The sequence below is a fragment of the Herbaspirillum sp. genome (assembly GCF_017744395.1).
Taxonomy (GTDB): Bacteria; Pseudomonadota; Gammaproteobacteria; order Burkholderiales; family Burkholderiaceae_D; genus Herbaspirillum.
Window position 1 is genome coordinate 237,256 of the sequence record NZ_JAGIBI010000005.1, and the last position, 26,319, is coordinate 263,574.

23 protein-coding genes and 3 tRNA genes are annotated in these 26,319 nt (G+C 63.5%); 22 read left to right on the forward strand and 4 right to left on the reverse strand.

What is annotated here, in order from left to right; all coding sequences use genetic code 11:
* Window positions 1–6: 6 nt before the first annotated feature.
* A complete protein-coding gene (locus J7548_RS14785; protein WP_290975540.1) occupies window positions 7–2,997 on the reverse strand; it encodes a hybrid sensor histidine kinase/response regulator in 2,991 nt (996 codons plus the stop codon).
* Between the two features lie 279 nt (window positions 2,998–3,276).
* Here J7548_RS14785 and J7548_RS14790 point away from each other — a divergent pair, with 279 nt between their 5' ends.
* The 7 genes from J7548_RS14790 to J7548_RS14820 all read left to right on the forward strand — a co-directional run bounded on the left by J7548_RS14790 (window position 3,277) and on the right by J7548_RS14820 (window position 11,551).
* On the forward strand, window positions 3,277–3,828 hold the full coding sequence (locus J7548_RS14790) for a fimbrial protein (protein WP_290975542.1): 552 nt from the start codon (window positions 3,277–3,279) through the stop codon (window positions 3,826–3,828).
* A 443-nt stretch (window positions 3,829–4,271) separates the two neighbouring features.
* Window positions 4,272–4,823, forward strand: a complete 552-nt coding sequence (locus J7548_RS14795; protein WP_290975544.1) for a fimbrial protein — start codon at window positions 4,272–4,274, stop codon at window positions 4,821–4,823.
* Between the two features lie 219 nt (window positions 4,824–5,042).
* Window positions 5,043–5,594, forward strand: a complete 552-nt coding sequence (locus tag J7548_RS14800; RefSeq protein ID WP_290975546.1) for a fimbrial protein — start codon at window positions 5,043–5,045, stop codon at window positions 5,592–5,594.
* Between the two features lie 189 nt (window positions 5,595–5,783).
* Window positions 5,784–6,530, forward strand: a complete 747-nt coding sequence (locus tag J7548_RS14805) for a fimbria/pilus periplasmic chaperone (protein WP_290975548.1) — start codon at window positions 5,784–5,786, stop codon at window positions 6,528–6,530.
* A gap of 115 nt (window positions 6,531–6,645) precedes the next feature.
* Window positions 6,646–9,258, forward strand: a complete 2,613-nt coding sequence (locus J7548_RS14810) for a fimbria/pilus outer membrane usher protein (protein ID WP_290975550.1) — start codon at window positions 6,646–6,648, stop codon at window positions 9,256–9,258.
* A gap of 17 nt (window positions 9,259–9,275) precedes the next feature.
* On the forward strand, window positions 9,276–10,379 hold the full coding sequence (locus J7548_RS14815) for a fimbrial protein (protein ID WP_290975552.1): 1,104 nt from the start codon (window positions 9,276–9,278) through the stop codon (window positions 10,377–10,379).
* Window positions 10,380–10,447: 68 nt separating this feature from the next.
* Window positions 10,448–11,551 carry a fimbrial protein gene (locus J7548_RS14820; RefSeq protein ID WP_290975554.1) on the forward strand — a complete coding sequence of 368 codons (1,104 nt, stop codon included), beginning with the start codon at window positions 10,448–10,450 and terminating at the stop codon, window positions 11,549–11,551.
* 17 nt (window positions 11,552–11,568) lie between these two features.
* Here J7548_RS14820 and J7548_RS14825 read toward each other — a convergent pair whose 3' ends face one another.
* The 3 genes from J7548_RS14825 to J7548_RS14835 form a co-directional block, all read right to left on the reverse strand.
* On the reverse strand, window positions 11,569–13,092 hold the full coding sequence (locus J7548_RS14825; RefSeq protein ID WP_290975556.1) for a YifB family Mg chelatase-like AAA ATPase: 1,524 nt from the start codon (window positions 13,090–13,092) through the stop codon (window positions 11,569–11,571).
* 70 nt (window positions 13,093–13,162) lie between these two features.
* Window positions 13,163–13,408: an accessory factor UbiK family protein gene (locus J7548_RS14830; protein WP_290975559.1), complete on the reverse strand. Its 246-nt coding sequence runs from the start codon at window positions 13,406–13,408 to the stop codon at window positions 13,163–13,165.
* A gap of 173 nt (window positions 13,409–13,581) precedes the next feature.
* Window positions 13,582–13,821 (reverse strand): hypothetical protein, encoded by a 240-nt coding sequence (locus J7548_RS14835; protein WP_290975600.1) that lies wholly within the window; start codon window positions 13,819–13,821, stop codon window positions 13,582–13,584.
* Here J7548_RS14835 and J7548_RS14840 point away from each other — a divergent pair.
* From J7548_RS14840 to J7548_RS14910, 15 genes are all read left to right on the forward strand, one after another.
* The gene (locus J7548_RS14840) at window positions 13,793–14,575 is read left to right on the forward strand and encodes a TorF family putative porin (protein WP_290975561.1); all 783 of its coding nucleotides are present in this window, start codon (window positions 13,793–13,795) and stop codon (window positions 14,573–14,575) included. The genes J7548_RS14835 and J7548_RS14840 overlap by 29 nt on opposite strands.
* Window positions 14,576–14,587: 12 nt before the next feature.
* Window positions 14,588–14,926 (forward strand): P-II family nitrogen regulator, encoded by a 339-nt coding sequence (locus J7548_RS14845; protein WP_290975563.1) that lies wholly within the window; start codon window positions 14,588–14,590, stop codon window positions 14,924–14,926.
* A 17-nt stretch (window positions 14,927–14,943) separates the two neighbouring features.
* A complete protein-coding gene (gene amt, locus J7548_RS14850; protein WP_290975565.1) occupies window positions 14,944–16,482 on the forward strand; it encodes an ammonium transporter in 1,539 nt (512 codons plus the stop codon).
* 308 nt (window positions 16,483–16,790) lie between these two features.
* Window positions 16,791–18,089, forward strand: a complete 1,299-nt coding sequence (gene gshA, locus J7548_RS14855; protein ID WP_290975567.1) for a glutamate--cysteine ligase — start codon at window positions 16,791–16,793, stop codon at window positions 18,087–18,089.
* A 22-nt stretch (window positions 18,090–18,111) separates the two neighbouring features.
* Entirely contained in the window at window positions 18,112–19,062 is a 951-nt protein-coding gene (gene gshB / locus J7548_RS14860; RefSeq protein ID WP_290975569.1) for a glutathione synthase, read from the forward strand.
* 72 nt (window positions 19,063–19,134) lie between these two features.
* Window positions 19,135–19,545 carry a PTS fructose transporter subunit IIA gene (locus tag J7548_RS14865; protein ID WP_290975571.1) on the forward strand — a complete coding sequence of 137 codons (411 nt, stop codon included), beginning with the start codon at window positions 19,135–19,137 and terminating at the stop codon, window positions 19,543–19,545.
* 109 nt (window positions 19,546–19,654) lie between these two features.
* Window positions 19,655–19,924, forward strand: coding sequence for an HPr family phosphocarrier protein (locus J7548_RS14870; protein WP_290975573.1), 270 nt, complete (start codon window positions 19,655–19,657; stop codon window positions 19,922–19,924).
* 242 nt (window positions 19,925–20,166) lie between these two features.
* Window positions 20,167–21,957 (forward strand): phosphoenolpyruvate--protein phosphotransferase, encoded by a 1,791-nt coding sequence (gene ptsP / locus J7548_RS14875; RefSeq protein WP_290975575.1) that lies wholly within the window; start codon window positions 20,167–20,169, stop codon window positions 21,955–21,957.
* A 355-nt stretch (window positions 21,958–22,312) separates the two neighbouring features.
* Window positions 22,313–23,452 carry a homoserine O-acetyltransferase gene (locus tag J7548_RS14880; protein ID WP_290975576.1) on the forward strand — a complete coding sequence of 380 codons (1,140 nt, stop codon included), beginning with the start codon at window positions 22,313–22,315 and terminating at the stop codon, window positions 23,450–23,452.
* Complete coding sequence (gene metW, locus J7548_RS14885) at window positions 23,449–24,051, forward strand: methionine biosynthesis protein MetW (protein ID WP_290975578.1); 603 nt, start codon at window positions 23,449–23,451, stop codon at window positions 24,049–24,051. The genes J7548_RS14880 and metW overlap by 4 nt, the downstream gene beginning before the upstream one ends.
* Window positions 24,052–24,232: 181 nt before the next feature.
* On the forward strand, window positions 24,233–25,495 hold the full coding sequence (locus J7548_RS14890) for an AmpG family muropeptide MFS transporter (protein ID WP_290975580.1): 1,263 nt from the start codon (window positions 24,233–24,235) through the stop codon (window positions 25,493–25,495).
* A 128-nt stretch (window positions 25,496–25,623) separates the two neighbouring features.
* Window positions 25,624–25,709: transfer RNA gene (locus J7548_RS14895), tRNA-Tyr, on the forward strand.
* Between the two features lie 56 nt (window positions 25,710–25,765).
* Window positions 25,766–25,839: transfer RNA gene (locus tag J7548_RS14900), tRNA-Gly, on the forward strand.
* Between the two features lie 47 nt (window positions 25,840–25,886).
* A tRNA-Thr gene (locus J7548_RS14905) sits at window positions 25,887–25,961 on the forward strand.
* Window positions 25,962–26,044: 83 nt separating this feature from the next.
* The coding region (locus tag J7548_RS14910; RefSeq protein WP_290975583.1) for a GTP-binding protein at window positions 26,045–26,319 on the forward strand (275 nt) is incomplete at its 3' end.

The following is a 26,319-nucleotide window of genomic DNA, read 5'->3' on the forward strand; positions in this document are numbered from 1 at the left end:
GTGTGCTTACACGCTGCGCCGCGCCAGTGTCTCTTGCGCCAGCGTTGCCAGCCGTTCCAGCGCCGCCGGCAATTCTTCCAAGTCATCCCGTTTGACCTGCTGTTCCAGGTGCGCGCAGCTCTCCACCACCCCGGTCTCGCGGATCATCGCGAACATGCCGCGCAGCGCGTGCAAGTCGCGCAGCAGCGCCTCGGGCACGGGCGGTTCCGCCGCTGCCCGCAACGATGCCAGCAAACCGTGCGTGGAGTCAAACAGCGCCGCGCGCACCTTCTCGGGCAGGCGCCCGGCGCCGATGCCTTCGCCGGAGGCGGCGCGGGCCTTCGCCGGCGCCTCCGCGCGCAGCAGCCGGCGCAAGGTACGGTCCAGGGTGTCGAGCAGGACCGGCTTGACCAGCACCGCGTCGATGCCCGCTTCGGTGCAGCGCCGGTGTTCCTCGACTTCGGCGTGGGCGGTCATGGCGACGATCGGCACGCCAACGCCCTGTTCCCGCAGGCAGCGCGCCAGCGCGCAGCCATCCATGCCGGGCATGCTGAGGTCGGTCAGCAGGAGGTCGTAGCTTCCTTCGTTGAAATGTCGCAGCGCCTCGCTGCCGTTGCCGGCCAGGTCCACCTGGTAGCCGAGCGTTTCCAGCTGCATCCGGATCAGCTCGCGGTTAGGCGCCTGGTCGTCGACCGCCAGCACCTTGAGGCCCGGCGAGGCGGCCGTATTGGAAGTTGCGTCAGCGGCCGCATCGGCGGCGGGCAGCGGGGCGGCGCACGGCGCCAGCGGCAGCCTGACCGTGAACTGGCTGCCATCCCCCGGCGCGCTGCGCAATTCGATGCTGCCGCCCATCAAGGCCACCAGGCGCCGGCACAGCGCCAGTCCGAGCCCGCTGCCGCCGAAGCGGCGGGTGATGGTCGAATCGGCCTGCGCGAACGGTTCGAACAGGTGCGCCTGCTGTTCTTGGCTCATGCCGATGCCGCTGTCGCTGACGCCGATCACGATGCCGGGCTGCGCGGCCGCATCTTCCTTCGCATAGATCTCGATGAGCACATCGCCGGCGTCGGTGAACTTGACCGCATTGCTCAGCAGGTTGGCGGCGATCTGGCGGATGCGGGTCGGGTCGCCCAGATAGTGCGGGGCCAGGTGTTCGCGCTCGACGATGCAGTCGAACTGCAGCCCCTTCTCCTGCGCCACGGGCGCGAAGATCGCGGCCACCTCGGCGACCACGGCGGCCGGATCGAAGGGGATCGATTCGATCGCCATATGGCCCGCCTCGATCTTCGAAAAATCCAGCACGTCGCTGATGATCCCCAGCAGCGCGTTCGACGACGCGCCCACCACCTGCAGCCGTTCCTCGGCCTGCGGCGGCAGCGCCATGCGCCGGACCAGTTCCAGGTTGCCCAGGATCGCATTGAGCGGGGTGCGGATCTCATGGCTCATGGTGGCCAGGAAGGTCGACTTGGCGCGGTTGGCCTCATCGGCCGCGCGGCGCGCCGCGTCGGCCGCCTGCTTGGCCTCGCGCAGCGCCTGCTCGGTGCGCTTCTTGTCGGTGACGTCGGTGAATGCCGCCACCAGCACGTCGGCGTTCTGGTAGCGCGCCTGCGTCAGCCGCACGGCCAGGTCGACGTGGCCGCCGTCGCGGGTGGGCAGGGCGATGTCGCCATGCATGAGGCCGTCGCCGCCGCCGGAGGCGAAGCGGCGCACGATTTCGGCCGACAGCGACGGCGCTTCGGTCACCACGTTGCCGGCGACGTCGACCATGGCCGGGCTGCGCAGCATCGGCCGGCCGCTGTGGGCATCGATCACGCCCAGCCCGACCGGCGCGGTCTCGACCAGCAGCCGGTTCAGGTGCTCGATTTCGGCGGCGCGTTCCGAGCGTTCCAGCATCGGCGCGAACACGCGCTTGTTGTACCACCACAGCAGCGACCACAGCAGGGCGATCAGGCCCAGCGTCACCACCGGCGTCCAGCGGATCTGCGGCCACACGCCCGCCAGCACGTCGCCCCAGGTATAGGCATAGGAAAGCCGCCAGCCGGTCAGGCCGATCGGCGCGCTGACGACGTGCACGCCATTGGCGGCGCGCCGGAAGGTGATTCCCGGGCCTGACCCCGCGCCCGGTTCCTGCACGGCCGCCAGCACCTCGGGCCGGTCCGCGCCGCCTTTGCCGGCGGCCACCAGCACGCCGGCATGGTCGGTGATGGCGAAGGTGCCGCCGAAGTGGTCGATCGACAGCAGGCGGGTCGTCAGGGCCAGCGGCGCTTCGTAGACGAACACCGCGAACGGCTTGCCGCCGGCGTCCAGCGCGTAGGTCGACAGGCGCGTGGCCGGCAGGCCGGTCAGCGGATTGCGGTAGGGGCCGGTCCAGCGCGCCGCGCGCAAGCCGCTGGGATCGGTGATCGCGACCGGTTCTATCGGTCCGTCGGCGTTGCGGGTCAGCGCGTCGAACAGCGCGGCCCGGTCGGCCAGCGCCGCATCGAGCTGCGCTTCGTCGGGCCACTTGACCGGCACCAGCGCGGCCAGATCGCGCCGCGGGGTATAGACATAGGCGCTGAAGGCGAATCCCTGCGCCGTCACCGTGGCCGCGGTGGTGTCGGCCGCATAGTTGGCCAGCGCGATGAAACGCTCCAGGTCGGACCGGGCGATATCGGCGGCAGGGCGTCCGACGATCAGGGCGGAGGTGCCGGACGCAGGCTGCTGCACCAGGCGCCCGCCGCTTTCATGGAAGCGGGCGACGGCATCGGCGGCCGCCGGCGGGGTCTGGTTCCACACCATTTCGGCCAGATGGACCGAGCTGCGCACCGCTATTTCGGCCTTGACGAACTCGCTGATGATCTTGCGGCCTTCGATCTCCAGCTCGCGCCGCTCGTTGTCCACATAGGCGCGCACGATGGAGACGACGGCGAAGCCGAACGTGGCCAGCACCATCACGGTCAGGAAAATGCCGCCGCCAAACAAAGCGCGCCGCTGGTAGCGGCGCATGGTGGAAATTACGCTGGGAGAGGAGGTGGCAGGCATGGGGCCGAGGTTTTCGTTCATCGGATGACGGCCAATGCGCCGAACCGTGTCACTTTACACAAGAAATCGATTCATTCCACGAGAAAAGCCTTGAATTTCGTACCGGTCCCATGCGTATCGGGGGTGCTTTCGTTCTCGTCAGATATGAGGGGAAGCGGCCGATCCCTACACTGGCATCACTGTAAAGCAAAAGTGTTTTGCAGCAGTTGAAGCGGCCCGGCATTGAGCGATTGCAAAAGCGGGTAGCGAACTCACTTATCAATCCAGAGGAAATCTAACATGAAGAAAACCATCATCGCAACCGCGATCATCGCCACCGCCGCCCTGGGCCAAGCCGCCTACGCCGCCGACGGCACCATCAACTTCGCTGGCAGGCTGCAAGCCCAGACCTGCGAGATCGACGTCAACGGCACCGCCACCCCGGCCATCGCCACTGTGACCCTGCCGACCGTGTCGACCGGTAAGCTGGCAGCCGCCGGCGACGTCACCGGCCAGACCGGCTTCATCGTCGGCCTGAAGAACTGCTCCGGCCCGGCCACCAGCGCGGCCGTGTTCTTCGAAAGCGGCGCGACCGTGGACCTGGCTTCGGGCAACCTGAAGACCGCCACCGGCACCGGCACTGCTGGCAACGTGCAACTGCAACTGGTTGACGCTTCCAACGGTTCCGTCATCAAGGCTGGTAACGTGAGCCAGAACACCAGCACCACCAAGGTGTCACTGGACACCTCCGGCAACGCCAGCCTGCCGTACGCAGTGCAGTACTACGCGACTGGCGCCTCCAGCGCCGGTACCGTGAACAGCTCGGTGACCTACTCGATCAACTACCAGTAATCGCTGATCGATCATGGCGGCCGCCCCCGGCTGTCGCCATGGAGCTGCAACGAGTAGCAAGTTTGACATCCCCCGCGCGCCCACATGAGTTTGTTCAAGGTGGGCGTTGTGGGTTCTTGCGTACGTGCATGGTGCGCCCGATCCGGATAGCGGCTTACAGCATCACTCCAGCTCCTCCCACCCCGAAGTCGACCAAGGACATCTGGTTCATGCGTATCAGCGCCTGGGCTGGTCAGGGCATTTCCGGAAAACATTTTTCGTACTCGTCCTACGTGGACGGCGGGTGCTTTCGTTCTTGTCGGATATGGCTGGAGAGGGGCAATTCGTACACTGAAATCACTGGATAACACAGCGGTTTCACAGCAGTTAAGGCGTCCGCAAGCGAACGATCGCAAGGGCGTGCAGCAAACCGGTTCTCCCATCCAAACCAGAGGAAACTCGTCATGAAGAAGATCATCATCGCCAGCGCCATCATCGCCACCGCTGCCCTGGGCTCGGCCGCGCATGCCGCCGACGGCACCATCTTCTTCACTGGCAGCCTGCAATCCCAGACCTGCACCATCGATGTGAACGGCACCGTCACCCCGGCCATCGCCACCGTGACCTTGCCGACCGTGTCGACTGGCAAGTTGGCTGCTGCAGGCCAGACCACAGGCCGGACTGGCTTCATCATCGGCCTGAGGAACTGCACAGGTCCGGCTACCAGCGCAGCGGCGTTCTTCGAGAGCGGTAGCACCGTGGACCTGACGTCGGGCAACCTGAATACCACCACCGGCACAGGTACTGCACGCAACGTGCAACTGCAGTTGGTTGATGCTTCCAACGGCGCCGTCATCCGCGCCGGTAACGTGAGCCAGAACACCGGCACCACCAAGGTGGCGCTGGATGCATCGGGCAACGCCAGCCTGCCGTATGCGGTGCAGTACTACGCCACAGGCGTCACCACTGCCGGCACCGTGAACAGCTCGGTGACCTATTCGATCAACTATCTGTAACGGTAAAGCCGACAGCAGCCGATACGCCGGTTTAGGACTTGTACTACGCGAATCGAGCGCCCTTTCGTTCTGGTCAGATGTGATGGATGAGAGGTAATTCGTACACTGAAGTCACTGGATAACACAGCGGTTTCACAGAAGTCCAGGCGGCTCGGCACCGAATAGTCGCCAAGGTAAGCACCAGGCTGATTCACTCACTAACGCCAGAGGAGATTCATCATGAAAAAGACCATCATCGCCACCGCGATCATCGCAACCGCCGCCTTGGGCCAAGCTGCTTACGCTGCCGACGGTACTATCAACTTCGCTGGCAAGCTGGAAGCCCAGACCTGCACCATTGATGTGAACGGCACTACAACCCCGGCCGTCGCCACCGTTACTCTGCCGACCGTGTCGACCGGCAAGCTGGCAGCCGCCGGCGACACTACCGGCCAGACCGGCTTCATCGTCGGCCTGAAGAACTGCTCCGGCCCGGCCAAGAGCGCAGCCGCGTTCTTCGAAAGCGGCGCGACCGTAGACCTGGCTTCGGGCAACCTGAAGACCGCCACCGGCACCGGCACTGCTGGCAACGTGCAACTGCAACTGGTTGATGCTTCCAACGGTTCCGTCATCAAGGCTGGTAACGTGAGCCAGAACACCAGCACCACCAAGGTGGCACTGGACACCTCCGGCAACGCCAGCCTGCCGTATGCAGTGCAGTACTACGCAACCGGTGCCTCCAGCGCCGGTACCGTGAACAGTTCGGTGACCTACTCGATCAACTACATGTAACAGTCGATCGATCACGGTAGGGGCCAGACCAGCGGCCCGGAGAATTGCGCCGGCACAATGACCGCTGGTAGAGTCAACAGTAGAATGACATGCCGGATTGACTGCCAGCCGCAGCTGGTCGATTTTTCAGAATGGCGGCGCCGGCCATGCCTTGCCGCCGCACCGTGACAACAACAGAGGGGAACCCGCATGAACATCACTTTCCTGAAACGCCTGTCGCTTGCCTGCGCCGCCGCGCTGGCAATGGGAACGGCCCATGCCAGCGTCATTATCACGGGAACGCGGGTGATCTATCCGGCCGATGCCAAGGAAGTCACGGTCAAGCTCAATAACGACGGCACCGTGCCGGCGCTGGTCCAGGCCTGGATCGATGACGGCGACGCCCGTATCCAGGCGCAGACGCGCGCCATGCCGTTCACGCTGCTGCCGCCGATGTTCCGCATCGACCCGGCTAAGGGGCAGACGCTGCGCATGACGTATTCGCAGGATCCGCTGCCCACCGACCGCGAATCGGTGTACTACCTCAACGTGCTGGAGATCCCTCCGCGCCCCAAGGCCGACGATGACCGCAACCTGCTGCAGATGGCCTTCCGCTCGCGCATCAAGATCTTCTTCCGTCCGGTGGGGCTGGCGGGCGATGCCAACGAAGCGCCCGCCAAAATGACCTGGAGCGTGGTGCCGGGCGAGGAAGGCAAGGGCTATGCCTTGCAGGCCGATAATCCCACCCCGTTCCATGTGAACGTCACCAAGGCCAGTATCAGCGTAGGCGGCAAGCTCTATGAAAGCGCCCCCGGCATGGTGGCGCCGTTCGGCAAGCGCGCCTTTGCGCTGGAAGGCCTGACGGCGCAGCCGCCCGCGCCGCTGCGCATGCAATACGAAACCGTGAACGACTACGGCGCCATGGTGCCGGCCGTGTTCCCGCCCGAGAACAAATAACGCCCAAGCCGGTATGCAGATTGCCGGCTCTCCCGGCTTTTCTTCAATCGCTTTGCCCACCGGCCGGTTTACCGTGCCGGCCGGGGTTTGCCGTGCCTGAAGTGCCTGAAATCCTATGAAAAACGCCAACTTGAACCGCCGTTCCGCCGATCTCCTGCACACGCCGCTTACGCGCGCGTGCGCAGCCGTGCTGCTGGCGCTGGGCGGCATGACGCAGGCGATGGGGGCGGATCCCGTACCGGCAACCCCCGCAGGTGCAGCGCAACAACCCGCCGCGTCGCCTGCGACCGCGGAAGCGCTGGACTTCAACTCGGATTTCCTCACGCCGCAGCCCGGCACGCTCCAGATGGACCTCTCGCGCTACGCGCGCGGCAACCCTGTGCTGCCCGGCGAATACCGCGTCGACCTGTACCTGAATGGACAGCCGATGGGCCCGCGCGACGTGCTGGTCAAGGCCGGCGACGACCCGCAACGCGGCCGCATCTGCATGACGCAGGCGCTGCTGGATCAGGTTGGGCTGGATTGGGCCAAGCTGAGCCCGGAGCAGGTACAGGCCTTTAGCGATCCGCAAGGCTGCGCAGTGCTGGAAGAGCATGTGGAGAATGCCCACGCCGTCCTCGACACCGGTGAACTGCGGCTCGACGTCACGCTGGCGCAGGTGCTGTTGCGCCGTTCGCCGCGCGGCTACGTCAATCCCAAGTTGTGGAACTCGGGCGTTACCGCCGGCATGCTCGGCTACAGCTTCAATGCCTACCACAACCGATCGGGCGGCAGCGCCGACAATTCCGCTTATCTGGGCGTCAATGCCGGCCTGAACCTGGGCGGCTGGTACTTCCGCCACAACGCTTCCATGAATTGGCATCAGAATGCGCCCAGCCACTACGACGTTCTCAATACCTACGTCACCCGCGACCTGCCGTCCCTGACCAGCCGCCTGACGCTGGGCGAAGCCAATACCTCGGGCGAACTGTTCGATACGCTGCCGTTTACCGGTATCCAGGTCGGCACTGACGAGCGCATGCTGCCGGACTCCCAGCGCGGCTATGCGCCGCTGGTGCGCGGCGTGGCCGAAACCAACGCGCGCGTGACCATCCGCCAGAACGGCGTGGTGATCCACGACGCGCCGGTGCCACCTGGCCCGTTCGAGATCGACGACCTCTACCCGACCGGCTACGGCGGCAACCTGGAGGTGACGGTGACCGAAGCCGACGGCCGCAAGCGCAGCTTCCTGGTGCCTTACGCCTCGGTGGCGCAATTGCTGCGCCCCGGCACGCAGCGCTACAGCCTGACGGCCGGCACCTTGCGCAATCGCGCCTTGCTGCATACGCCCAAGCTGCTGCAGGGGACGTACCAGCGCGGCCTGACCAACAGCCTGACCGCCTATGGCGGCGTGCAGGCCAGCGAGAACTATGGCGCCCTGCTGGGCGGCATGGCGCTCGGCACTTCGCTGGGCGCATTCTCGCTGGACCTCACGCGCGCCCAGACCCGTACGGTGCAAGAGACCCTGACCGGCTCCAGCGTGCGGGTCGGTTACAGCAAGTTCTTCGAGGAAACCAGCAGCAACGTGTCGGTGGCGGCCTATCGCTTCTCGACCCGCGGCTTCCTGGACTTTACCAACGCCGCGCAGGCGATCGACGCCGTCAATCAGGGCCAGTCCATCGAGTCCATCCTGCGTCCGCGCAACCGGGTGTCGCTCACGCTCAACCAGGCCCTGGGCGAGGGGCGCGGGCAGTTGTTCGTCACCGGTTTTGCCCAGAACTATTGGGGCCCGCAGCAGAAGGACGTGCAATTCCAAGCCGGCTATACGAATACCTACCGTTCGATGTCTTACACGGTGTCTGTCAATCGCGTGCGCATCAGCACGGGGGGGATGGATAACCGGGTGATGGTGAACCTGACCATCCCGCTGGGCAAGACGCAGCAGGCGCCGCAATTCGGCTTCACCATGACCAGCCAGCCGAGCTCGGGCACCAGCACGCAAGCCACGCTGGCCGGCACCGCGGGCGAAGAGCGCGAATGGGGTTATGGCGTCACCGCTACGCACGGCCCCGGCGACGCCGGCACCACCGGCTCGCTCAACGGCCAGTACCGCAGCCGCGTCGCTGCGCTGCAAGCCGGGTATGCCCAAGGCGCCGGCTACAGCAGCACGTCGGCAGGGATTTCGGGCACGGTGGTGGCGCACCCGGGGGGCGTGACGTTGTCTCCCTACACGGGCGATACCATTGCGATCGTCGCCGCCCCCGAAGCCGCGGGCGCTCGCGTTACCGGCTACCAGGGACTGACGCTGGATGGCCGCGGTTATGGCGTCGTGCCTTACCTGACGCCTTACCGTATGAACGAAGTGGCGATCGACCCGAAGGGCTTGTCCACCGATGTGGAACTCAAGACCACCAGCCAGCAGGTGGCGCCGCGCGCCGGCGCCGTGGTGATGCTCAGTTATGCCACGGCCACCGGCCGCGCGGCCCTGATCGACGCTACGTTGCCTGACGGCAGCGGGGTGCCGTTTGGCGCCGACGTCACGGACGGCAGCGGCAACAACGTGGGTACGGTGGCCCAGGGCGGACGCATCTTCGTGCGCCTGGCGCAGGACAGCGCGGAGTTGACGGTGCGCTGGGGCGAGGCGCCCGGCCAGCAGTGCAAGGCCAGCGTCACGCTGCCGCCACGGGCAGCCAATGCCAAGGGCAGCACAATAGATCGCTTGACGGCAGCATGCTTGCCGCCGCAGTAACGGTAGGAGCAGGAATCATGTGGAATTGGAATGAAAGCATAGCGCGCATTGCGGCCAGGTTGGGTCTGATGCTGTTGATCTGGATGTCGGCCGAAGTAGTCAACGCGCAGACGGTTTGCCGATACCAAGACAACAATCCGTACGGGCCGGCGATGTTCGATGCTGCTGCCCCGTTGACTATAACGGCCTTGACGATTGGCCCTGATGTTCCGTATGGCACTGTCTTGTATAACCAGACATTGCATGCGCGAGGAAGCTATGTCCTTTACTGCCCTGCTGCAGTGACTTCTTTGGTGAATAATTTGACTCTGCCTGTGAGGCCCAGGGTATTGTCCAGTTGGAACACTGGTAGGTTTGCCGGAAAGGTTTATGAAACAGGTGTGGCAGGCATTGGCGTAGCGATCTGGCGGGGAGGGAGTGTATTTCCAGACTCGTTTACGAGCAATAACCCAGGCAATTACACATGGTATATCCCAGATGCCTTCGATATCTCCCTTGTCAAGATTGGGCCAATATCTCCGGGCATCATTGTTGGATCAAACCTTCCTACGGCTCAGTTCGATATAAACGGTATAGGTTTGGCGCGTACGCGCTTCACCGGCAATATCCGGATCGTTTCGCAGACATGCACCACGCCGGACGTCATCGTGCCGCTCGGCGACTACAAGGTTTCTGATTTTCCGACGGTGGGAAACGCTACGCCGTGGAAGGATTTCAGCATCCGGTTACAAAATTGTCCGGCGTTCTATGGCGGGTCGGCTACCCTGCACAATACCGATAGCGCTACAGGCTGGGTGGAGTCGAATAAAACGGTGAACCCGAACGTTTTGCAGTTCTCGCTGGAAGCAACGAATGGTACGACCGCCCTTTTCCCTGGCACTGTGCGCCTCAGCCCGGCGGCTTCCGGCCCGGCATCGGCGACGGGCATAGGCGTGCAAATCGTGGATCAGAGCTTGACCCCTGTGAAATTTTTGACGCTGATGCCGACCAACATCACGCCAACAGATGTATCGGGCGCCAGCTATACGATCCCATTGCAGGCGCGCTACATCCGGATTGCGGGAGCGCTGGCGCCGGGGCCGGCGAATACGGCGGTGACGTTCACCATCAACTACCAATAAACAATCCGACGCCGCAGGCGGCTAACATCGAGGGCAGTACAATGGACTAGTTGACGGAGGCAGGATTCATGTGGAATCGAAATGAAAGCATTGCGCGCATTGCGGCCAGGTTGGGCCTGATGCTGTTGATCTGGATGTCGGCCGGGGCAGCAAATGCGCAAACAGTATGCCGATACAATGACGACAATCCCTATGGGGCAGCGATGTTCAATGCAGTTGCTCCGCTGAATATTACGGCCTTGACGATTGGCCGCGATGTCCCAGATGGGACGGAATTGTATAGACAAACGATTTATGGGCGAGGACAGTATCGCCTCTACTGTCCTGCTGCAGTGACTTCCCTGGTGAACCAGCTGACTCTGCCTGTGAAGCCCAAGGTGTTGTCCAGTTGGAACACTGGCACGTATGCGGGAAAGACTTATGAAACAGGTGTGGCCGGCATTGGCGTAGCGATCTGGCGGGGGTCGGTTGTATTTGAAGATACGTTTTCGAGCGCTAATAACGGCAATACCGTGTGGGGTATTTCGAGTGCCTTCGATATTTCCCTTATCAAGATCGGACCGGTGTCTCCTGGCGTCATTACTGGCGCGAACCTTCCTACAGCTCAGTTCGGTATAAACGGTATAGTTTTGGCGCGCACGCGCTTCACCGGCAATATCCAGATCGTATCGCAGACATGCACCACGCCGGACGTCACCGTGCCGCTCGGCGAGTACAAGGTTTCTGATTTTCCGACGGTGGGAAGCGCCACGCCGTGGAAGGACTTCAGCATCCGGTTGCAAAATTGTCCGGCGTTCTATGGCAGGTCGGCTTCCTTACGTAATACCGACAGCGCTGCAGGCTGGGTGGAGTCGAATAAAACGTTGAATCCAAACGTTTTGCAGTTCTCGCTGGAACCAACGAATGGTACGGCCGCCATCTACCCGGGTACGGTGCGCCTCAGCCCGGCGGCTTCCGGCCCGGCGTCGGCGACGGGCATCGGCGTGCAAATCGTGGATCCGAGCTTGACCCCTGTGAAATTTTTGACGCAGATGCCGACCAACATCACGCCAACGGCGGTGTCGGGCGCCAGCTACACGATTCCTCTCCAGGCGCGCTATATCCGGATTACGGGAACGCTGGCGCCGGGGCCGGCGAATGCGGCGGTGATGTTCACCATCAACTACCAGTAAACAACCGGTGCCGGTTTTTAATCCTTGTTCAACGCGCGCCGGTATTGGATGGCTTCCGCCACATGCGCTTTTTCGACCTGCGGCGCCCCGGCCAGGTCGGCGATGGTGCGCGCCACCTTGAGCACGCGGTGGTAGGCGCGCGCCGACCAGTTCAGGCGCGCCATGGCGGCGTGCAGCAGCGCGTCGCCGGCCTGGTCCGGGCGGCAATGCAGGTCGATTTCCGGGGGCGTGAGGCGGCTGTTGGACTTGCCCTGGCGTTGTTGCTGGCGTTGCAGCGCCATTGCGGTACGCGCGGCGATGGCGCTGGAGGTTTCGCCGGGTGCCGCCGTCGCCAGTTCGTGCGCGGGCAGGGCGCCGACCAGGATCTGCAGGTCGATGCGGTCGAGCAAGGGGCCGGACAGGCGGTTCTGGTAGCGCGCGATGAGGTCGGGCGAACAGCGGCATTGGCCGCTGTCGTGGCCGGCATAGCCGCAGGGGCAGGGATTCATCGCCGCCAGCAACTGGAAGCGCGCCGGAAACTCGGCCTGGCGCGCCGCCCGCGAGATCGTGATCGATCCCGACTCCAGCGGTTCGCGCAAGACTTCCAGCACATGCCGGCTGTATTCGACCAGTTCATCCAGGAACAAGACCCCGTGGTGCGCCAGCGAAATCTCGCCCGGACGCGGCGGGCTGCCGCCGCCGACCAGCGCCACGGCCGACGCGGTGTGGTGCGGCGCCCGGTAGGGGCGCAGCTTCCAGCGCGCGGCGTCGAAGCCGGCGCCCAGCGATTGCACGGCGGCCGCTTCCAGCGCCTGTTCGTCGGTCATCGGCGGGAGGATGCCGGGAAAGCGCGCCGCCAGCATCGACTTGCCGGTGCCGGGCGGGCCCACCAGCAGCAGCGAATGGCTGCCGGCGGCGGCGATCTCCAGCGCGCGCTTGGCTTGCGACTGGCCTTTGACGTCGCTGAAGTCGGGCCAAACGCCCGGTGTGGGATGGTGGGCGGCGTGGTGCCGCGCCAGCCGCTGCTGTTCGTCGCGGGAAGAGAAATGCGCGCACACCTCCAGCAGCGAATGCGCCGGGAGGATGGTGGCGTCGGTCACCAGCGCGGCTTCGTCGGCATTGGCGGCGGGCAGGATGAAGGCGCGCCGGCCTGGCGCGTCGCCGCCGGCGTGGTGCATGGCATAGGTCATGGCCAGCGCGCCGCGGATCGGCCGCAGTTCGCCCGAGAGCGACAGTTCGCCGGCGAATTCGTATTGGTCGAAGCTGTCGCCCGGCACCTGCCCGGAGGCGGCCAGGATGCCGAGTGCGATGGGCAAGTCGAAGCGGCCGGATTCCTTGGGCAGGTCGGCGGGCGCCAGGTTGACGGTGATGCGCCGGGCCGGGAATTCGAAGCGGGCGTTTTGCAGCGCGGCGCGCACCCGGTCCTTGGCCTCCTTCACTTCAGCTTCGGGCAGGCCGACGATGGCGAAGGAGGGCAGGCCGTTGGCCAGGTGCACCTCGACCGTGACCGGCGAGGCGCGCATGCCGGCCAGGGCGCGGCTGCGGAGGACGGCCAGGCTCATCGCGGCGAGCCTGGGCAGTCCCTGGAAATGGCGGTAGGAGAGAGAAAGGGAGGAAAGGCGGTCGTCAGGATCATGGGGTTTGTTTTTGCTGGGCTTCCAGCTCGGCAACACGCGCTTCCAGCGCCTCCAGGCGGGCGCGGGTCTTGGCCAGCACCTGGGCCTGGACGTCGAATTCCTCGCGCGTGACCAGGTCCAGCTTGGCAAAGCCCTGGTTCAGCATGGCCTTGACGTTCTTCTCGATGTCCTTGGCCGGGGAGTTTTCGATCGCCTTGTTGAGCTTGGCTTGCAGGTCTTCAAAGAATTGGGGCTTGTCCATGTCGGATCTCCTTGGCAGGTTGTTGTAGCGTCAAGTTTAGCCGTTTCCCGGCCAGGCATAAACCTTCGCTGAACGCTGAAAACATCCGGAGGGGAGGTGTCCGGCCCGGCGGCCCCAATGGCTTGCCGGCCATCGCGCACCAAAAAAGTGTTTGCCGGGTTGAAAGAGCTTGGTCAAAAGGCGACCAATATCGCACCAACTTCGTGCTTTTCTTCTGTGTGCGCACTATTTTGGCTTGTATCTAGAAAAAAATCGGGAGGAAAGCCCTCTTTCCTTGCAAAAGCCGGGTTTGCCGGGATACGCGGACTTGGCACGGCTCCTGCTACATGGTTCTGGCGATACAAAAAATAATTTCTACCGTTCAACAGAAAACAGAGGGAAGCCATGAAGAAACTGATTCTTGCAGCAGCCATCGCAGCATCGTTTGTGTCTACCGCAGCCCGTGCGGAAGATGCCAAGCCGGACAATGAATTCAGCTTCAACGCCGCAGTGGTCAGCGATTACCGCTACCGCGGCCTGACCCAGACGCGCTTCGACCCGGCCCTGCAAGTCGGCGCCGACTATACGCACAACCCGACCGGCCTGTACGCCGGCACCTGGCTGACCAACATCAAGTGGATCAAGGATGCGGGCACGCTCTCCGGCACCGACACCAAGGGTGATATCGAGTGGGATATCTACGGCGGCAAGCGCGGCGATATCGGCGGCGGTTTCACCTATGACGTCGGCGGCCTGTACTACTACTACCCGGGCAACACGCTGGCCAACAGCGGCGTCAAGAACGCCAATACCTTCGAGTTGTACGGCCAGGTCGGTTACGGCCCTGCCTACTTCAAGTATTCGCAGTCGCTGACCAACCTGTTCGGTGCGGTCAACAGCAAGTACAGCCAGTACTACGACCTGGGCGCCAACATCGAAACCTTCTACGGCATCATGCTGGGCCTGCACGTCGGCCACCAGAATGTGCGCGGCAACCCGAGCCAGGTCAGCTACACCGACTGGAAGATCGGCCTGTCCAAGACCTTCGACGACCTGGCCGGCATCACCCTGGGCGTGGCTTATGTCGGTACCGATCTGAAGGATGGCGTATCGACTACCCCGGCTTCGGATGGCGCCAAAAACGTCGGCAAGAACGGCGTCGTCTTTTCCCTCAGCAAAACTTTCTAACAAGAGGTTCCTATGAAACTGATCACAGCGATCATCAAACCCTTCAAGCTGGATGAAGTGCGCGAAGCGCTCTCCGCGATCGGGGTACAGGGCATCACCGTGACTGAAGTCAAGGGCTTCGGGCGCCAGAAGGGCCATACCGAGCTGTACCGCGGCGCCGAGTATGTGGTCGATTTCCTGCCCAAGACCAAGATCGAGGCTGCAGTCGACGAGGCTCTCGTCGACCGTGCGCTGGAGGCTATCGAGACGGCCGCCCGCACCGGCAAGATCGGCGACGGCAAGATCTTCGTGCAGGAGTTGCTGGACGTGATCCGCATCCGTACCGGCGAAACCGGCAAAGACGCTCTGTAAATCCAAGGGGAATTCGAATGAGAATGAAAAAAATGTTTTCCGGCGCGCTGGCAATCGGCGCCTTGCTGCTGGCGGTAGGATTTACAGCCCCGGCCCAGGCGCAGGATGCGCCCAAGCCTGAGGCTGCGGCCGCAGTAACCGCCGCAGCTCCCGCCGCCGCTCCGGCCGCGGCCGAAGCACCCAAGGCTGCTGCCGCAGCTCCCGCCGCCGCCGCTCCTGCAGCGCCGGCCGCCGCCGCGCCAGCGCCGGTCCCCAACAAGGGAGACACCGCCTGGATGCTGGTCTGCACCGCGTTCGTGATCCTGATGACCTTGCCCGGCCTGGGCCTGTTCTACGGCGGCCTGGTGCGCAGCAAGAACATGCTGTCGGTGCTGATGCAGTGCTTCATGATCTTCTCGCTGATCTACATCCTGTGGTTCGCCTACGGCTACAGCATCGCGTTCACCGAAGGCAATGCGTTCTTCGGCGGCTTCGATCGCCTGTTCCTGCATGGCCTGACGCCTGATTCGACCACCGGCACCTTCAGCAAGGGCGTGGTGCTGCCGGAGCTGGTGTTCGTGGCCTTCCAGGGCGCGTTCGCGGCCATCACCGTGGCGCTGATCATCGGTTCCTTCGCCGAGCGCGTGAAGTTCTCCGCGGTGATCCTGTTCTCGATCCTGTGGTTCACCTTCTCGTACCTGCCGATGGCGCACATGGTCTGGTTCTGGCCGGGTCCGGACGCCTTCACCGACGCCGCCGCCGCTGAAAAGGCGACCGCGATCTCGGGTTGGCTGTTCCAGAAGGGCGCGCTGGACTTCGCCGGCGGCACCGTGGTGCACATCAACGCCGCTATCGCCGGCCTGGTCGGTTCCTATGTGATCGGCAAGCGCGTCGGTTTCGGCAAGGAAGCGTTCAAGCCGCATAGCCTGACTCTGACCATGGTCGGCGCCTCGCTGCTGTGGTTCGGCTGGTTCGGCTTCAACGCCGGCTCGGGCCTGGAAGCCAACGGCGGCGCCGCCCTGGCCTTCGTCAACACCGTCCTGGCGACTGCCGCGGCCGTGCTGTCGTGGAGCTTCGGCGAGTGGATCGGCAAGGGCAAGCCCTCGATGCTGGGCGGCGCTTCCGGCGCGGTCGCCGGCCTGGTGGCGATCACCCCGGCAGCCGGTTTCGTCGGCGTCGGCGGCGCGGTCGTGATGGGCCTGCTGGCCGGCCTGCTGTGCCTGTGGGGCGTTACCGGCCTCAAGAAGATCCTGGGCGCCGACGATGCGCTGGACGTGTTCGGCGTGCACGGCGTGGGCGGTATCCTGGGCGCGCTCCTGACCGGTGTGTTCGCTGCACCGAGCCTGGGCGGCACCGGCATCTACGATTACGTGACCAATGCCGTGGCGCCGGATTACTCGATCGGCGGCCAGGTCTGGATCCAGTTCCAGGGCGTGCTGACCACCTTGATCCTGTCGGGCGTGGTGTCGTTCATCGCCTACAAGATCGTCGACGTGGTGATCGGCCTGCGCGTGACCGAAGAGGAAGAGCGCGAAGGCCTGGACATCTCCAGCCACGGCGAATCGGCCTACCACTAAGACTTCATTCAGGTTTTATTTCCTTCGGGGCCGGCAACGGCCTCTTTCAAAGGCGCCCTTCGGGGCGCCTTTTTTATTGCCTTGCGGGAAATGAATAATTCCCGACTATTTGAGTCGGGCTCTTTAAAATGGCGCGGAGGCCGCCATCTGAATAACCCAGGCTCCGGTCAGGCAGCGAAACGGAGCGGGTGAGTGCGGATAAACGATTTACCGAAATGGCAACACAGCAGTCTTGCGCGTTGCAACACGATTTCAGGAATCCGCTAAAATCAATATTTGCTGCCGGCATTTATATATCTAAGGTCTTTATGGTCCCGCATCTTGTCACCGCTCTGAATGGCCCTTTGTTGGAGCTGGAGAAGAAAATCCTGGGCGCCACGCCGGCCATCGAACGCTGGTTCCGCATGGAGTGGCAAGAGCACACGCCGCCTTTCTATTGTTCGGTCGACCTGCGCAACGCCGGCTTCAAGCTGGCGCCGGTGGATACCAACCTGTTCCCGGGCGGCTTCAACAACCTGTCGCCGGAGATGCTGCCGCTGGCGGTGCAGGCGGCGATGGCGGCGATCGAGAAATACTGCCCGGATGCGCGCAACCTGCTGCTGATCCCGGAAAGCCACACCAGCAACACCTTCTACCTGCAAAACATCGCCCGGCTGATGCAGATCTTCCGCCAGACCGGGCTCAATGTGCGCCTCGGCACGCTGGCGCCGGATGTCTCCAAGCCCAAGGAAATCGCCTTGCCGGACGGCACCAGCATCATGCTGGAGCCGCTGGAGCGCTCGGCCAACGGCCGCCGCCTGGGACTGAAGAACTTCGACCCCTGTACGGTGCTGCTCAACAACGACCTGTCCATCGGCATCCCTTCGGTGCTGGAAGGCCTGCACGAGCAAAGCGTGCTGCCGCCGCTGCATGCCGGCTGGGCGGTGCGCCGCAAGAGCAACCACTTCGCCGCTTATGACGAGGTGGTCAAGAAGTTCGCCAAGATGGTCGAGGTCGACCCGTGGATGCTCAATCCGCTGTTCGCCAAGGTCGGCGACATCAATTTCCAGGAAAACACCGGCACCGATGCGCTGGCCGACAGCGTGTCGAGCCTGCTGGCGAAGATCCGCAAGAAGTACAAGGAATACGGCATCAAGGAACAGCCCTTCGTGTTCATCAAGGCCAATGCCGGCACCTATGGCATGGGCATCATCGCGGTCAAGGACGCCAGCGAGGTCAAGGACCTCAACCGCCAGCAGCGCACCAAGATGGTGGTCGGCAAGGAAGGGCTGGAAGTGTCCGAAGTCCTGATCCAGGAAGGCGTACACTCGTTCGAGCGCATCAATGAGGCGGTGGCCGAGCCGGTGGTCTACATGATCGACCGCTATGTGGTGGGCGGCTTCTACCGCGTGCACGCCGACCGCGACGTCAACGAGAACCTCAACGCCCCCGGCGCGCATTTCGTGCCGCTGGCCTTCGCCCAGCAGCATGCCTTGCCGGACATGCACGCCAAGCCCGGCACCGCCGCGCCCAACCGTTTCTACATGTACGGCGTGGTGGCGCGGCTGGCGCTCTTGGCGGCCTCGCTGGAGATGGAAAAGACCGACCCCAACCCGGAAGTTTATTAACTGAATTCAGGCTTGCCATCCCATGAAAATCGCTTTTCTCGCCGATCCGCTCGATACGTTCAAGACGTACAAGGATTCCACCTTCGCCATGATGCGCGAGGCCGCACGCCGCGGCCATGCCATCTATGCGTTCGAGCAGGCCGACCTGGTGCTGGAAAGCGGTCTGGTGACGGCCGGCGCGTCGAAGATCACGCTGACCGGCGAGGCCGATGACTGGTATCGCGCCGACAAGCCGGCCTCGGTGTTCCTGTCCGAATTCGACGCGGTGATCGTGCGCAAGGATCCGCCGTTCGACATGGAGTACATCTACACCACCTACCTGCTCGAATTGGCGGAAAAGCAGGGCGCGCGCGTGTTCAACAAGCCGGAGGCGATCCGCAGCCATAACGAGAAACTGGCGATCGCCCAGTTCCCGCAATACACCGCGCCCACGCTGGTCACGCGCGACGCCAGGCGCCTGCGCGACTTCCATGCCGAGCACCAGGATGTGATCCTGAAGCCGCTGGACGGCATGGGCGGCATGGGCATCTTCCGCGTCAAGGCCGACGGCATGAACCTGGGTTCCATCATCGAGACGCTGACCGACAACGGTCAACGCACGATCATGGCGCAACGTTTCATTCCTCAGATCAGCGCGGGCGACAAACGCATTCTGCTGATCGGAGGCAAGGTCGTGCCCAACGTGCTGGCGCGCATCCCGCAAGGCGGCGAAGTGCGCGGCAACCTGGCCGCGGGCGGCCTGGGGGTGGCGCAGCCGGCATCGGCGCGCGACCTGGAAATCGGCGAAGCGCTGGCGCCGATCCTGTATCGGCGCGGGCTGTTGCTGGTAGGATTGGATGCTATCGGCGACTATTTGACGGAAATCAACGTGACCAGTCCGACCTGCTTCCAGGAAATTACCCAGCAGACCGGCTTCGATGTGGCCGCGATGTTTGTCGACGCGCTGGAAACGGCGGTGGCGGCAGGAGGTTAAGGCAAAATGGGTACGATGGAGCATGGCGGGCTGCTCGGGGAAAAGCGCGTCGCATTCGATGGCAAAGATTCCATGGTTGGTATTCTTCTTGTGACGCACGCCCCCCTGGGGCAAGCCTTTCTGGACGCCGCGGCCCACGTGTTCCGCGGCAAGCCCGAGCGGATCGAGGCGATCGACGTGATCGCCGACCAGAACCCGGCCGAAGTGCAAAAGCTGGCGATCGACGCGGTCAAGCGCCTCGACGACGGCAGCGGCGTATTGGTGATCACCGATGTGATGGGCGGCACGCCGTCCAACTGTACGGGCTTTCTGTGCGGGCTGGAAAACGTCTCGGTGATCGCGGGCATCAGCTTGCCCATGCTGCTGCGGGCGTTGACTTATCGCAACGATACGCTCGATGTGGTGGTCGAAATGGCGCTGGCCGGCGGGCAGAACGGCGCGGTGCGGGTGGACAACCGCATCCGCGTGGCGGCCTCGGGCTGAGAATCGCCCTCGATTGCACGATTCCATGACGCGTTGCGTGCCATGTGCGCCGCGCGTGCGATGCGTGTTTGTCGCGCAGCCGCAGAACCATAAAAATGAAAGCTGAACAATGATTCAAAAAGAACTGGAAATCGTCAACAAGCTGGGCCTGCATGCGCGCGCCTCCGCCAAGTTCACCCAGCTTGCCAGCAAGTACAAGAGCGAAGTGTGGATGACCTTCAACAAGCGCCGCGTCAATGCCAAGTCCATCATGGGCGTCATGATGCTGGCCGCCGGCAAGGGCAGCGTAATCGCGCTGGAAACCAACGGCGAAGACGAGCAGGAATGCTTCGCCGCGCTGGAGGCGCTGATCGCCGATAAATTCGGCGAAGGCCAGTAACAGCAGCAACACTTTTCGCCGCAGCGGCGCCCCGCGATATGGGCGTGCCGCTGCGTTGCAGCATCGGCGGCCGTCCTGCCGATGCGTCCCGGCAAGCTTGCCGGTTTTCTTGCTCCTCCGCTTGATATCGCGCATTCCCGGCCATTGCCGCGATTGCCAAACCGTGGTTTGTTCGGTAACGTTGACCACGCTACCGCGAACGAAAACAAGGCGGAATATAAAAACGAAGCAGGAGAAACGCGATGGCATCATTCAGCTTACACGGAATCGCGGTGTCGCAAGGCATCGCCATCGGGCGCGCGCATCTGCTGGCGCCGGCCGCGCTGGACGTCAAACATTACCTGATCGCCGACGAGCAGGTCGAGGCCGAAGTCGAGCGCTTGAAAAGCGCGATCAAGACGGTGCGCCATGAATTGAACACCATCCGCAGCGAGCTGCCCAAGGATGCGCCGGCCGAACTGGGCGCGTTCATCGACGTGCACGCGCTGATCCTGTCGGACCCGATGCTGCAGGAAGTGCCGCAGAACATCATCCGCAACCGCTACTACAACGCCGAATGGGCGCTGGTCACGCAGATCGACGAGCTCTCGGCGCAATTCGACGAGATCGAGGACCCTTACCTGCGCGAGCGCAAGGCCGATATCCAGCAGGTCGGCGAGCGTATCCTCAAGGTGCTCACCGGCAGCGCCATCCACCTGCCGCCCGCCGACGGCGACGCCGCGCCCAACATCATCGTGGTGGCGCACGACATCTCGCCGGCCGACATGCTGCAGTTCCGCGACGGCGCGTTCGCCGGTTTCGTGACCGACCTCGGCGGCCCTAACTCGCACACCGCCATCGTCGCCCGCAGCCTGGACATCCCGGCTGCGGTCGGCATGCACAACGCCTCGGTGCTGGTCAAACACGACGACGTGCTGATCATCGATGGCGATGCCGGGGTGGTGATCGTCGACCCGTCGCCGCTGGTGCTGGCGCAATACCGCGCGCGCCAGGAGCGCATGTTGCGTGAGCGCAAGAAGCTCATGCGCCTGAAGAAGACGCCGGCCATCACCCAGGACGGCGAGCCGATCACGCTGCTGGCCAACATCGAGCTGCCGGCCGACGCCGCCTCGGCATGGGAAGCCGGCGCCATGGGCATCGGCCTGTTCCGTTCCGAGTTCCTGTTCATGGGGCGCGCCGGCCATCTGGAAAAATTCCCGTCCGAGGAAGAGCAGTTCGAGTCGTACAAGCAGGCGGTGGTCGCCATGAAGGGGCGGCCGGTGACGATCCGCACGCTCGACGTGGGCGCCGACAAGCCGCTGGACGAGGACGAGCAGACCGCGCTCAACCCGGCGCTGGGTTTGCGCGCGATCCGCTATTGCCTGTCCGAGCCGCAGATGTTCCTCACGCAGCTGCGCGCGATCCTGCGGGCTTCGGCGTTCGGCCCGGTCAAGCTGCTGATCCCGATGATGGCCCACGCCTTCGAGATCGACCAGACGCTGGGCATGATCGAGCAGGCCAAGCAGCAGTTGCGCGAGCGCCAGCAGAAGTTCGACGAGGAGATCCCGGTCGGCGCCATGATCGAGATCCCGGCCGCCGCGCTGGCCTTGCCGATGTTCATCAAGCGCCTCGATTTCCTGTCGATCGGCACCAACGACCTGATCCAGTACACGCTGGCCATCGACCGGGTCGACTCCGAGGTGGCGCATCTCTACGACCCGCTGCATCCGGCGGTGCTGTTCCTGCTGTCGACGGTGATCGCGCAGGGGCGCAAGGCCGGCATCCCGGTCTCGGTGTGCGGCGAAATGGCGGGCGACATCAAGTGGACGCGCCTGCTGCTGGGCATGGGGCTGCTGGAGTTTTCCATGCATCCGGCGCAGTTGCTGTCGGTGAAGAACGCCATCCTCAACAGCGACCTGCGCCTGCTGGAGCCGCAGGTCAAGAAGGTCATGCGCGCCACCGAACCGGCCGCGATCGCGTCGGCCATGGCGCAGTTGCAGGCATTGGCCGCCGAACCGGAAATCCGGGAAGCCAGGGTCGCGCGCCGCCGTTGAGGGGCATCCGGTCCGTTCCGGCAAGGCCGCCTGCGGGCGGCCTTGCGCATTCCAGGCGCGCGCCGTGCCGGTTTGACGCGCCCGGCGGTCTTGGGTATTCTTACGCCACTGCGCCGATTTGAACGGTTTCACCAACCTCAGCTTGCGGGCGCCGGGAGATTGCTCCCATCTAAATGCGGCTAAAGCGAGCTTGGATCAGCAGTTCTCCCAAGACGAGCCCGCAAGCGATGCTTCCGGGCTTTTTTGTTGCCCGTTCGCAGCCGGTGGAAACCCTTCGCTGAGGCGAAGCGATCGTCCTATGCCGATACGCCGGTGCGTATCCGGCGGGACGCCTTGCCACCCACGCCGAGTCATCATGTCGATTGGAATCGTATCGCCCCGGGTCATGCATTTCGCCGAGCCGCTCCCGCTGCAAGGGGGCGCGTCGCTGGCGGACTATTCGCTGACCTATGAAACCTACGGCACGCTCAATGCCGACAAATCCAATGCCGTGCTGGTGTGCCATGCCTTGAACGCATCGCACCACGTCGCCGGCGTCTACGCCGACGATCCCGACAATGTCGGCTGGTGGGACAACATGGTCGGCCCCGGCAAGTCGCTCGATACCGACAAGTTCTTCGTCATCGGCGTCAACAACCTGGGCTCCTGTTTCGGCTCGACCGGGCCGATGCACACTAATCCCGCCACCGGCAAGCCGTACGGCGCCGATTTCCCGGTGGTCACGGTGGAAGACTGGGTCAACGCCCAGGCGCGCCTGGCCGATGCGCTGGGCATTGCGCAGTTCGCCGCGGTCATGGGCGGCTCGCTGGGCGGCATGCAGGCGCTGGCCTGGAGCATGATGTATCCGGACCGCCTGCGCCACTGCCTGGTGATCGCCTCCACGCCCAAGCTGTCGGCTCAGAACATCGCTTTCAACGACGTCGCGCGCCAGGCCATCCTGACCGATCCGCAATTCCACGGCGGCGATTTCTATGCGCATGGCGTGGTGCCCAAGAACGGCCTGCGCGTGGCGCGCATGGTGGGGCATATCACTTACCTGTCGGACGACGACATGGCCGAGAAATTCGGCCGCGACCTGCGCTCGGGCGATTACCAGTTCGGGTATGGCATCGATTTCGAGATCGAGTCCTACCTGCGTTACCAGGGCGACAAGTTTTCCACCTATTTCGACGCCAACACCTATCTGCTGATCACCAAGGCGCTCGACTACTTCGACCCCGCGCGCGAATTCGGCGGCGACCTGGCCAAGGCCTTCAGCCGCACCCAGGCCAAGTTCCTGCTGGTGTCGTTCACCACCGACTGGCGCTTCTCGCCGGAACGCAGCCGCGAGATGGTGCAGGCGCTGGTGGCCAACAAGCGCCGCGTGTCGTATGCGGAAATCGACGCGCCGCACGGGCACGACGCTTTCCTGCTGGACGATGCGCGCTATATGAAGGTGGTGCGCGAGTACTACCAAAGCATCTGGAACGAACTGGCGCAGGAGGGCCGCGCATGACTTTCAATGAACTGAGCGCGCTGCGCCCGGACCTGGCGTTCATCGCCCACTGGGTGCGCGAACAATCCAATGTGCTGGACCTGGGCTGCGGCGACGGCGTGATGCTGGACTACCTGCAGAGCGACAAGCGGTGCGTGGGCTACGGCGTGGAGATCGACGACGAGCAGATCCCCAAGTGCGTGGCGCGCAACGTGTCGGTGATCCAGCAGGACTTGAACGGCGGGCTGGCGATGTTCGAGGACAATGCCTTCGACACCGTGCTGTGCCTGTCGGCATTGCAGATGGTCAAGGATGTGGAGGGCACGCTGCGCGAGATCGCGCGGGTGGGGCGCGAAGCCACCGTCTCCTTCCCCAACTTCGCCTACTGGCCGCACCGGGTGGCGCTCTTGCGCGGGCGCATGCCGGTGTCCAAGACGCTGCCCTACCAGTGGTACGATACGCCGAACCTGCGCTGCGCCACGATCAGGGATTTCGAGGCGCTGGCCAATGAGGTCGGGCTGGAAGTGCTGGAGTGCGTGGCGCTCAAGGATGGCAAGCCGGTGCGCTACCTGCCCAATTGGCGCGGCAGCGTGGCGGTGTTCAGGCTGCGCAAGAAATGATCCATCCTCGTCGCCCTGACGAAGGTCAGGGCCCAGCGTCGTTCGACGGCCCATGAGGCGCACCGAAAGACGCTGGATCCCGGCCTTCGCCGGGACGACGATTTCCGGATTGAGGCCTTGACCGAATGGCATTGCACCGGCGCCGGCGTTTTTCTTTTGTCTTTCTGATTCGGTCCTGCCTATGACTGCTCCTGCCGCTTCCTGGCACCAATACCTGAACCGGCGCATGCTGATCTGCGTCTTCCTCGGCTTCACCTCCGGCCTGCCGCTGTTCATCCTGCTCAGCCTGCTGCAGGCCTGGCTGGCCAAGTCCGGCCTGAACGTCAAGACGCTGGGCTTGTTCGCGCTGGTGATGTTCCCGTACACCTGGAAATTCGTCTGGTCGCCGCTGATGGACCGCTTCCACTTCGGCCGCGTGGGGCGCCGGCGCGGCTGGATGATCTTCACCCAGCTGCTGCTGTTCCTGGGAATCGGCGGCATGGGCATGCTCGATCCGCTGACCCAGGTGCCGGCCATCGCCTTCATGGCCTCGGTGGTGGCCTTCCTGTCGGCCAGCCAGGACATCGCCATCGACGCCTTCCGGCGCGAGATCCTGCCCGACGGCGAGCTCGGCCTGGGCAGCGCCATCCACGTCAACGCCTACAAACTGTCGGGCATGGTGCCGGGCGCGCTGTCGCTGGTGCTGGCCGACCGCATGCCCTGGGCCAGCGTGTTCTGGATCACCGCCGCCTTCATGCTGCCGGGGCTGCTGTGCTCGCTGCTGGTCAAGGAGCCCAAGGTGTACGGCGCGCCGCCCAAGAGCCTGACCGAGGCGGTGGTGCTGCCGTTCCGCGAATTCATCGCGCGCGGCGGCTGGGGCAATGCCTTGTGGGTGCTGGGCTTCATCTTCCTCTACAAGCTGGGCGACAGCATGGCCACCGCTCTGGCCACCAAGTTCTATATCGACCTCGGCTTTTCGATGACCGAGATCGGCGTGGTGTCCAAGACCACCAGCCTGTGGGCCAGCGTGGCCGGCGGCATCCTGGGCGGCGTCTGGATGGTGAAACTGGGCATCAACCGCGGCCTGTGGGTGTTCGGCGTGCTGCAGGCGCTGCCCATCCTCGGCTTCGCCTGGCTGGCGCACGTCGGCGCGAGCCTGCCGACGCTGGCCGTGGTGATCGGCCTGGAAGCCTTCGGCGTGGGGCTGGGCACCACCGCCTTTGTCGCCTACATCATGCGCGAGACCGATCCGCGCTACACGGCCACGCAGTTCGCGCTGTTCACCAGCCTGATGGCGGTGCCCCGTACTTTCGTCAATTCCTCGGTCGGCTATGTGGTGGCGGAGACAGGCTGGTTAACTTTTTTTGTGATTTGTTTCGTTCTTGCCTTGCCTGGAATGCTGATGTTGCCTAGAATTGCGCCCTGGAATGAAAAGCCGGTTGAGTCGCAGACAAGAAAAGCCTGAAGATTCGAAAAAACGTCGCGATTCGTTCCTGAGAGCAACTCTCTGGAATCATCAAAAATATTTGCATCAGCTCTTCTTTTTGGTTGACAACATTAAGTTGTTACTCTATAGTTTTGAGTTCCCTGCGCGGAGAGGTGGCCGAGTGGTTAATGGCAGCAGACTGTAAATCTGCCCTCTTACGAGTACGCTGGTTCGAATCCAGCCCTCTCCACCATTTAGCAGGAAAGTCGAATGAAGATTCGGCGGCAGTGAAGTGAAAGTTGTTTCCTCGCGGGTGTAGCTCAATGGTAGAGCTGAAGCCTTCCAAGCTTAAGACGAGGGTTCGATTCCCTTCACCCGCTCCAAGTTTTGGTCCGGTTGCATGTTTGGTTGTTGTGCAATCGGCAAAAATGCCCTTGTAGCTCAGTGGTAGAGCACTCCCTTGGTAAGGGAGAGGCCACGTGTTCAATCCACGTCAAGGGCACCAGTTTTCTTGAGTCGTTTCGCTGACATTCAGCAATCGTCGGGCGTGTTGCCTGGACATTCTCATCAAATAGTTAGGAGTCTAAAATGGCAAAAGGCAAGTTTGAGCGGACCAAGCCGCACGTGAACGTCGGCACGATTGGCCACGTTGACCACGGCAAGACCACGCTGACGGCAGCGATTGCAACCGTTCTGTCGAAGAAGTTCGGCGGCGAAGCGAAGGCATACGACCAGATCGACGCAGCGCCTGAAGAAAAGGCACGCGGCATCACCATCAACACCGCGCACGTCGAATACGAAACCGCAAACCGCCACTACGCTCACGTTGACTGCCCCGGCCACGCCGACTACGTCAAGAACAT

Bases quoted from the DNA above. Each gene is read 5' to 3' on its own strand.
- J7548_RS14785 (WP_290975540.1), bottom strand. From the start codon at position 2,997: ATGCCTGCCACCTCCTCTCCCAGCGTAATTTCCACCATGCGCCGCTAC.
- J7548_RS14790 (WP_290975542.1), top strand. From the start codon at position 3,277: ATGAAGAAAACCATCATCGCAACCGCGATCATCGCCACCGCCGCCCTG.
- J7548_RS14795 (WP_290975544.1), top strand. From the start codon at position 4,272: ATGAAGAAGATCATCATCGCCAGCGCCATCATCGCCACCGCTGCCCTG.
- J7548_RS14800 (WP_290975546.1), top strand. From the start codon at position 5,043: ATGAAAAAGACCATCATCGCCACCGCGATCATCGCAACCGCCGCCTTG.
- J7548_RS14805 (WP_290975548.1), top strand. From the start codon at position 5,784: ATGAACATCACTTTCCTGAAACGCCTGTCGCTTGCCTGCGCCGCCGCG.
- J7548_RS14810 (WP_290975550.1), top strand. From the start codon at position 6,646: ATGAAAAACGCCAACTTGAACCGCCGTTCCGCCGATCTCCTGCACACG.
- J7548_RS14815 (WP_290975552.1), top strand. From the start codon at position 9,276: ATGTGGAATTGGAATGAAAGCATAGCGCGCATTGCGGCCAGGTTGGGT.
- J7548_RS14820 (WP_290975554.1), top strand. From the start codon at position 10,448: ATGTGGAATCGAAATGAAAGCATTGCGCGCATTGCGGCCAGGTTGGGC.
- J7548_RS14825 (WP_290975556.1), bottom strand. From the start codon at position 13,092: ATGAGCCTGGCCGTCCTCCGCAGCCGCGCCCTGGCCGGCATGCGCGCC.
- J7548_RS14830 (WP_290975559.1), bottom strand. From the start codon at position 13,408: ATGGACAAGCCCCAATTCTTTGAAGACCTGCAAGCCAAGCTCAACAAG.
- J7548_RS14840 (WP_290975561.1), top strand. From the start codon at position 13,793: ATGAAGAAACTGATTCTTGCAGCAGCCATCGCAGCATCGTTTGTGTCT.
- J7548_RS14835 (WP_290975600.1), bottom strand. From the start codon at position 13,821: ATGGCTGCTGCAAGAATCAGTTTCTTCATGGCTTCCCTCTGTTTTCTG.
- J7548_RS14845 (WP_290975563.1), top strand. From the start codon at position 14,588: ATGAAACTGATCACAGCGATCATCAAACCCTTCAAGCTGGATGAAGTG.
- amt (WP_290975565.1), top strand. From the start codon at position 14,944: ATGAGAATGAAAAAAATGTTTTCCGGCGCGCTGGCAATCGGCGCCTTG.
- gshA (WP_290975567.1), top strand. From the start codon at position 16,791: ATGGTCCCGCATCTTGTCACCGCTCTGAATGGCCCTTTGTTGGAGCTG.
- gshB (WP_290975569.1), top strand. From the start codon at position 18,112: ATGAAAATCGCTTTTCTCGCCGATCCGCTCGATACGTTCAAGACGTAC.
- J7548_RS14865 (WP_290975571.1), top strand. From the start codon at position 19,135: ATGGTTGGTATTCTTCTTGTGACGCACGCCCCCCTGGGGCAAGCCTTT.
- J7548_RS14870 (WP_290975573.1), top strand. From the start codon at position 19,655: ATGATTCAAAAAGAACTGGAAATCGTCAACAAGCTGGGCCTGCATGCG.
- ptsP (WP_290975575.1), top strand. From the start codon at position 20,167: ATGGCATCATTCAGCTTACACGGAATCGCGGTGTCGCAAGGCATCGCC.
- J7548_RS14880 (WP_290975576.1), top strand. From the start codon at position 22,313: ATGTCGATTGGAATCGTATCGCCCCGGGTCATGCATTTCGCCGAGCCG.
- metW (WP_290975578.1), top strand. From the start codon at position 23,449: ATGACTTTCAATGAACTGAGCGCGCTGCGCCCGGACCTGGCGTTCATC.
- J7548_RS14890 (WP_290975580.1), top strand. From the start codon at position 24,233: ATGACTGCTCCTGCCGCTTCCTGGCACCAATACCTGAACCGGCGCATG.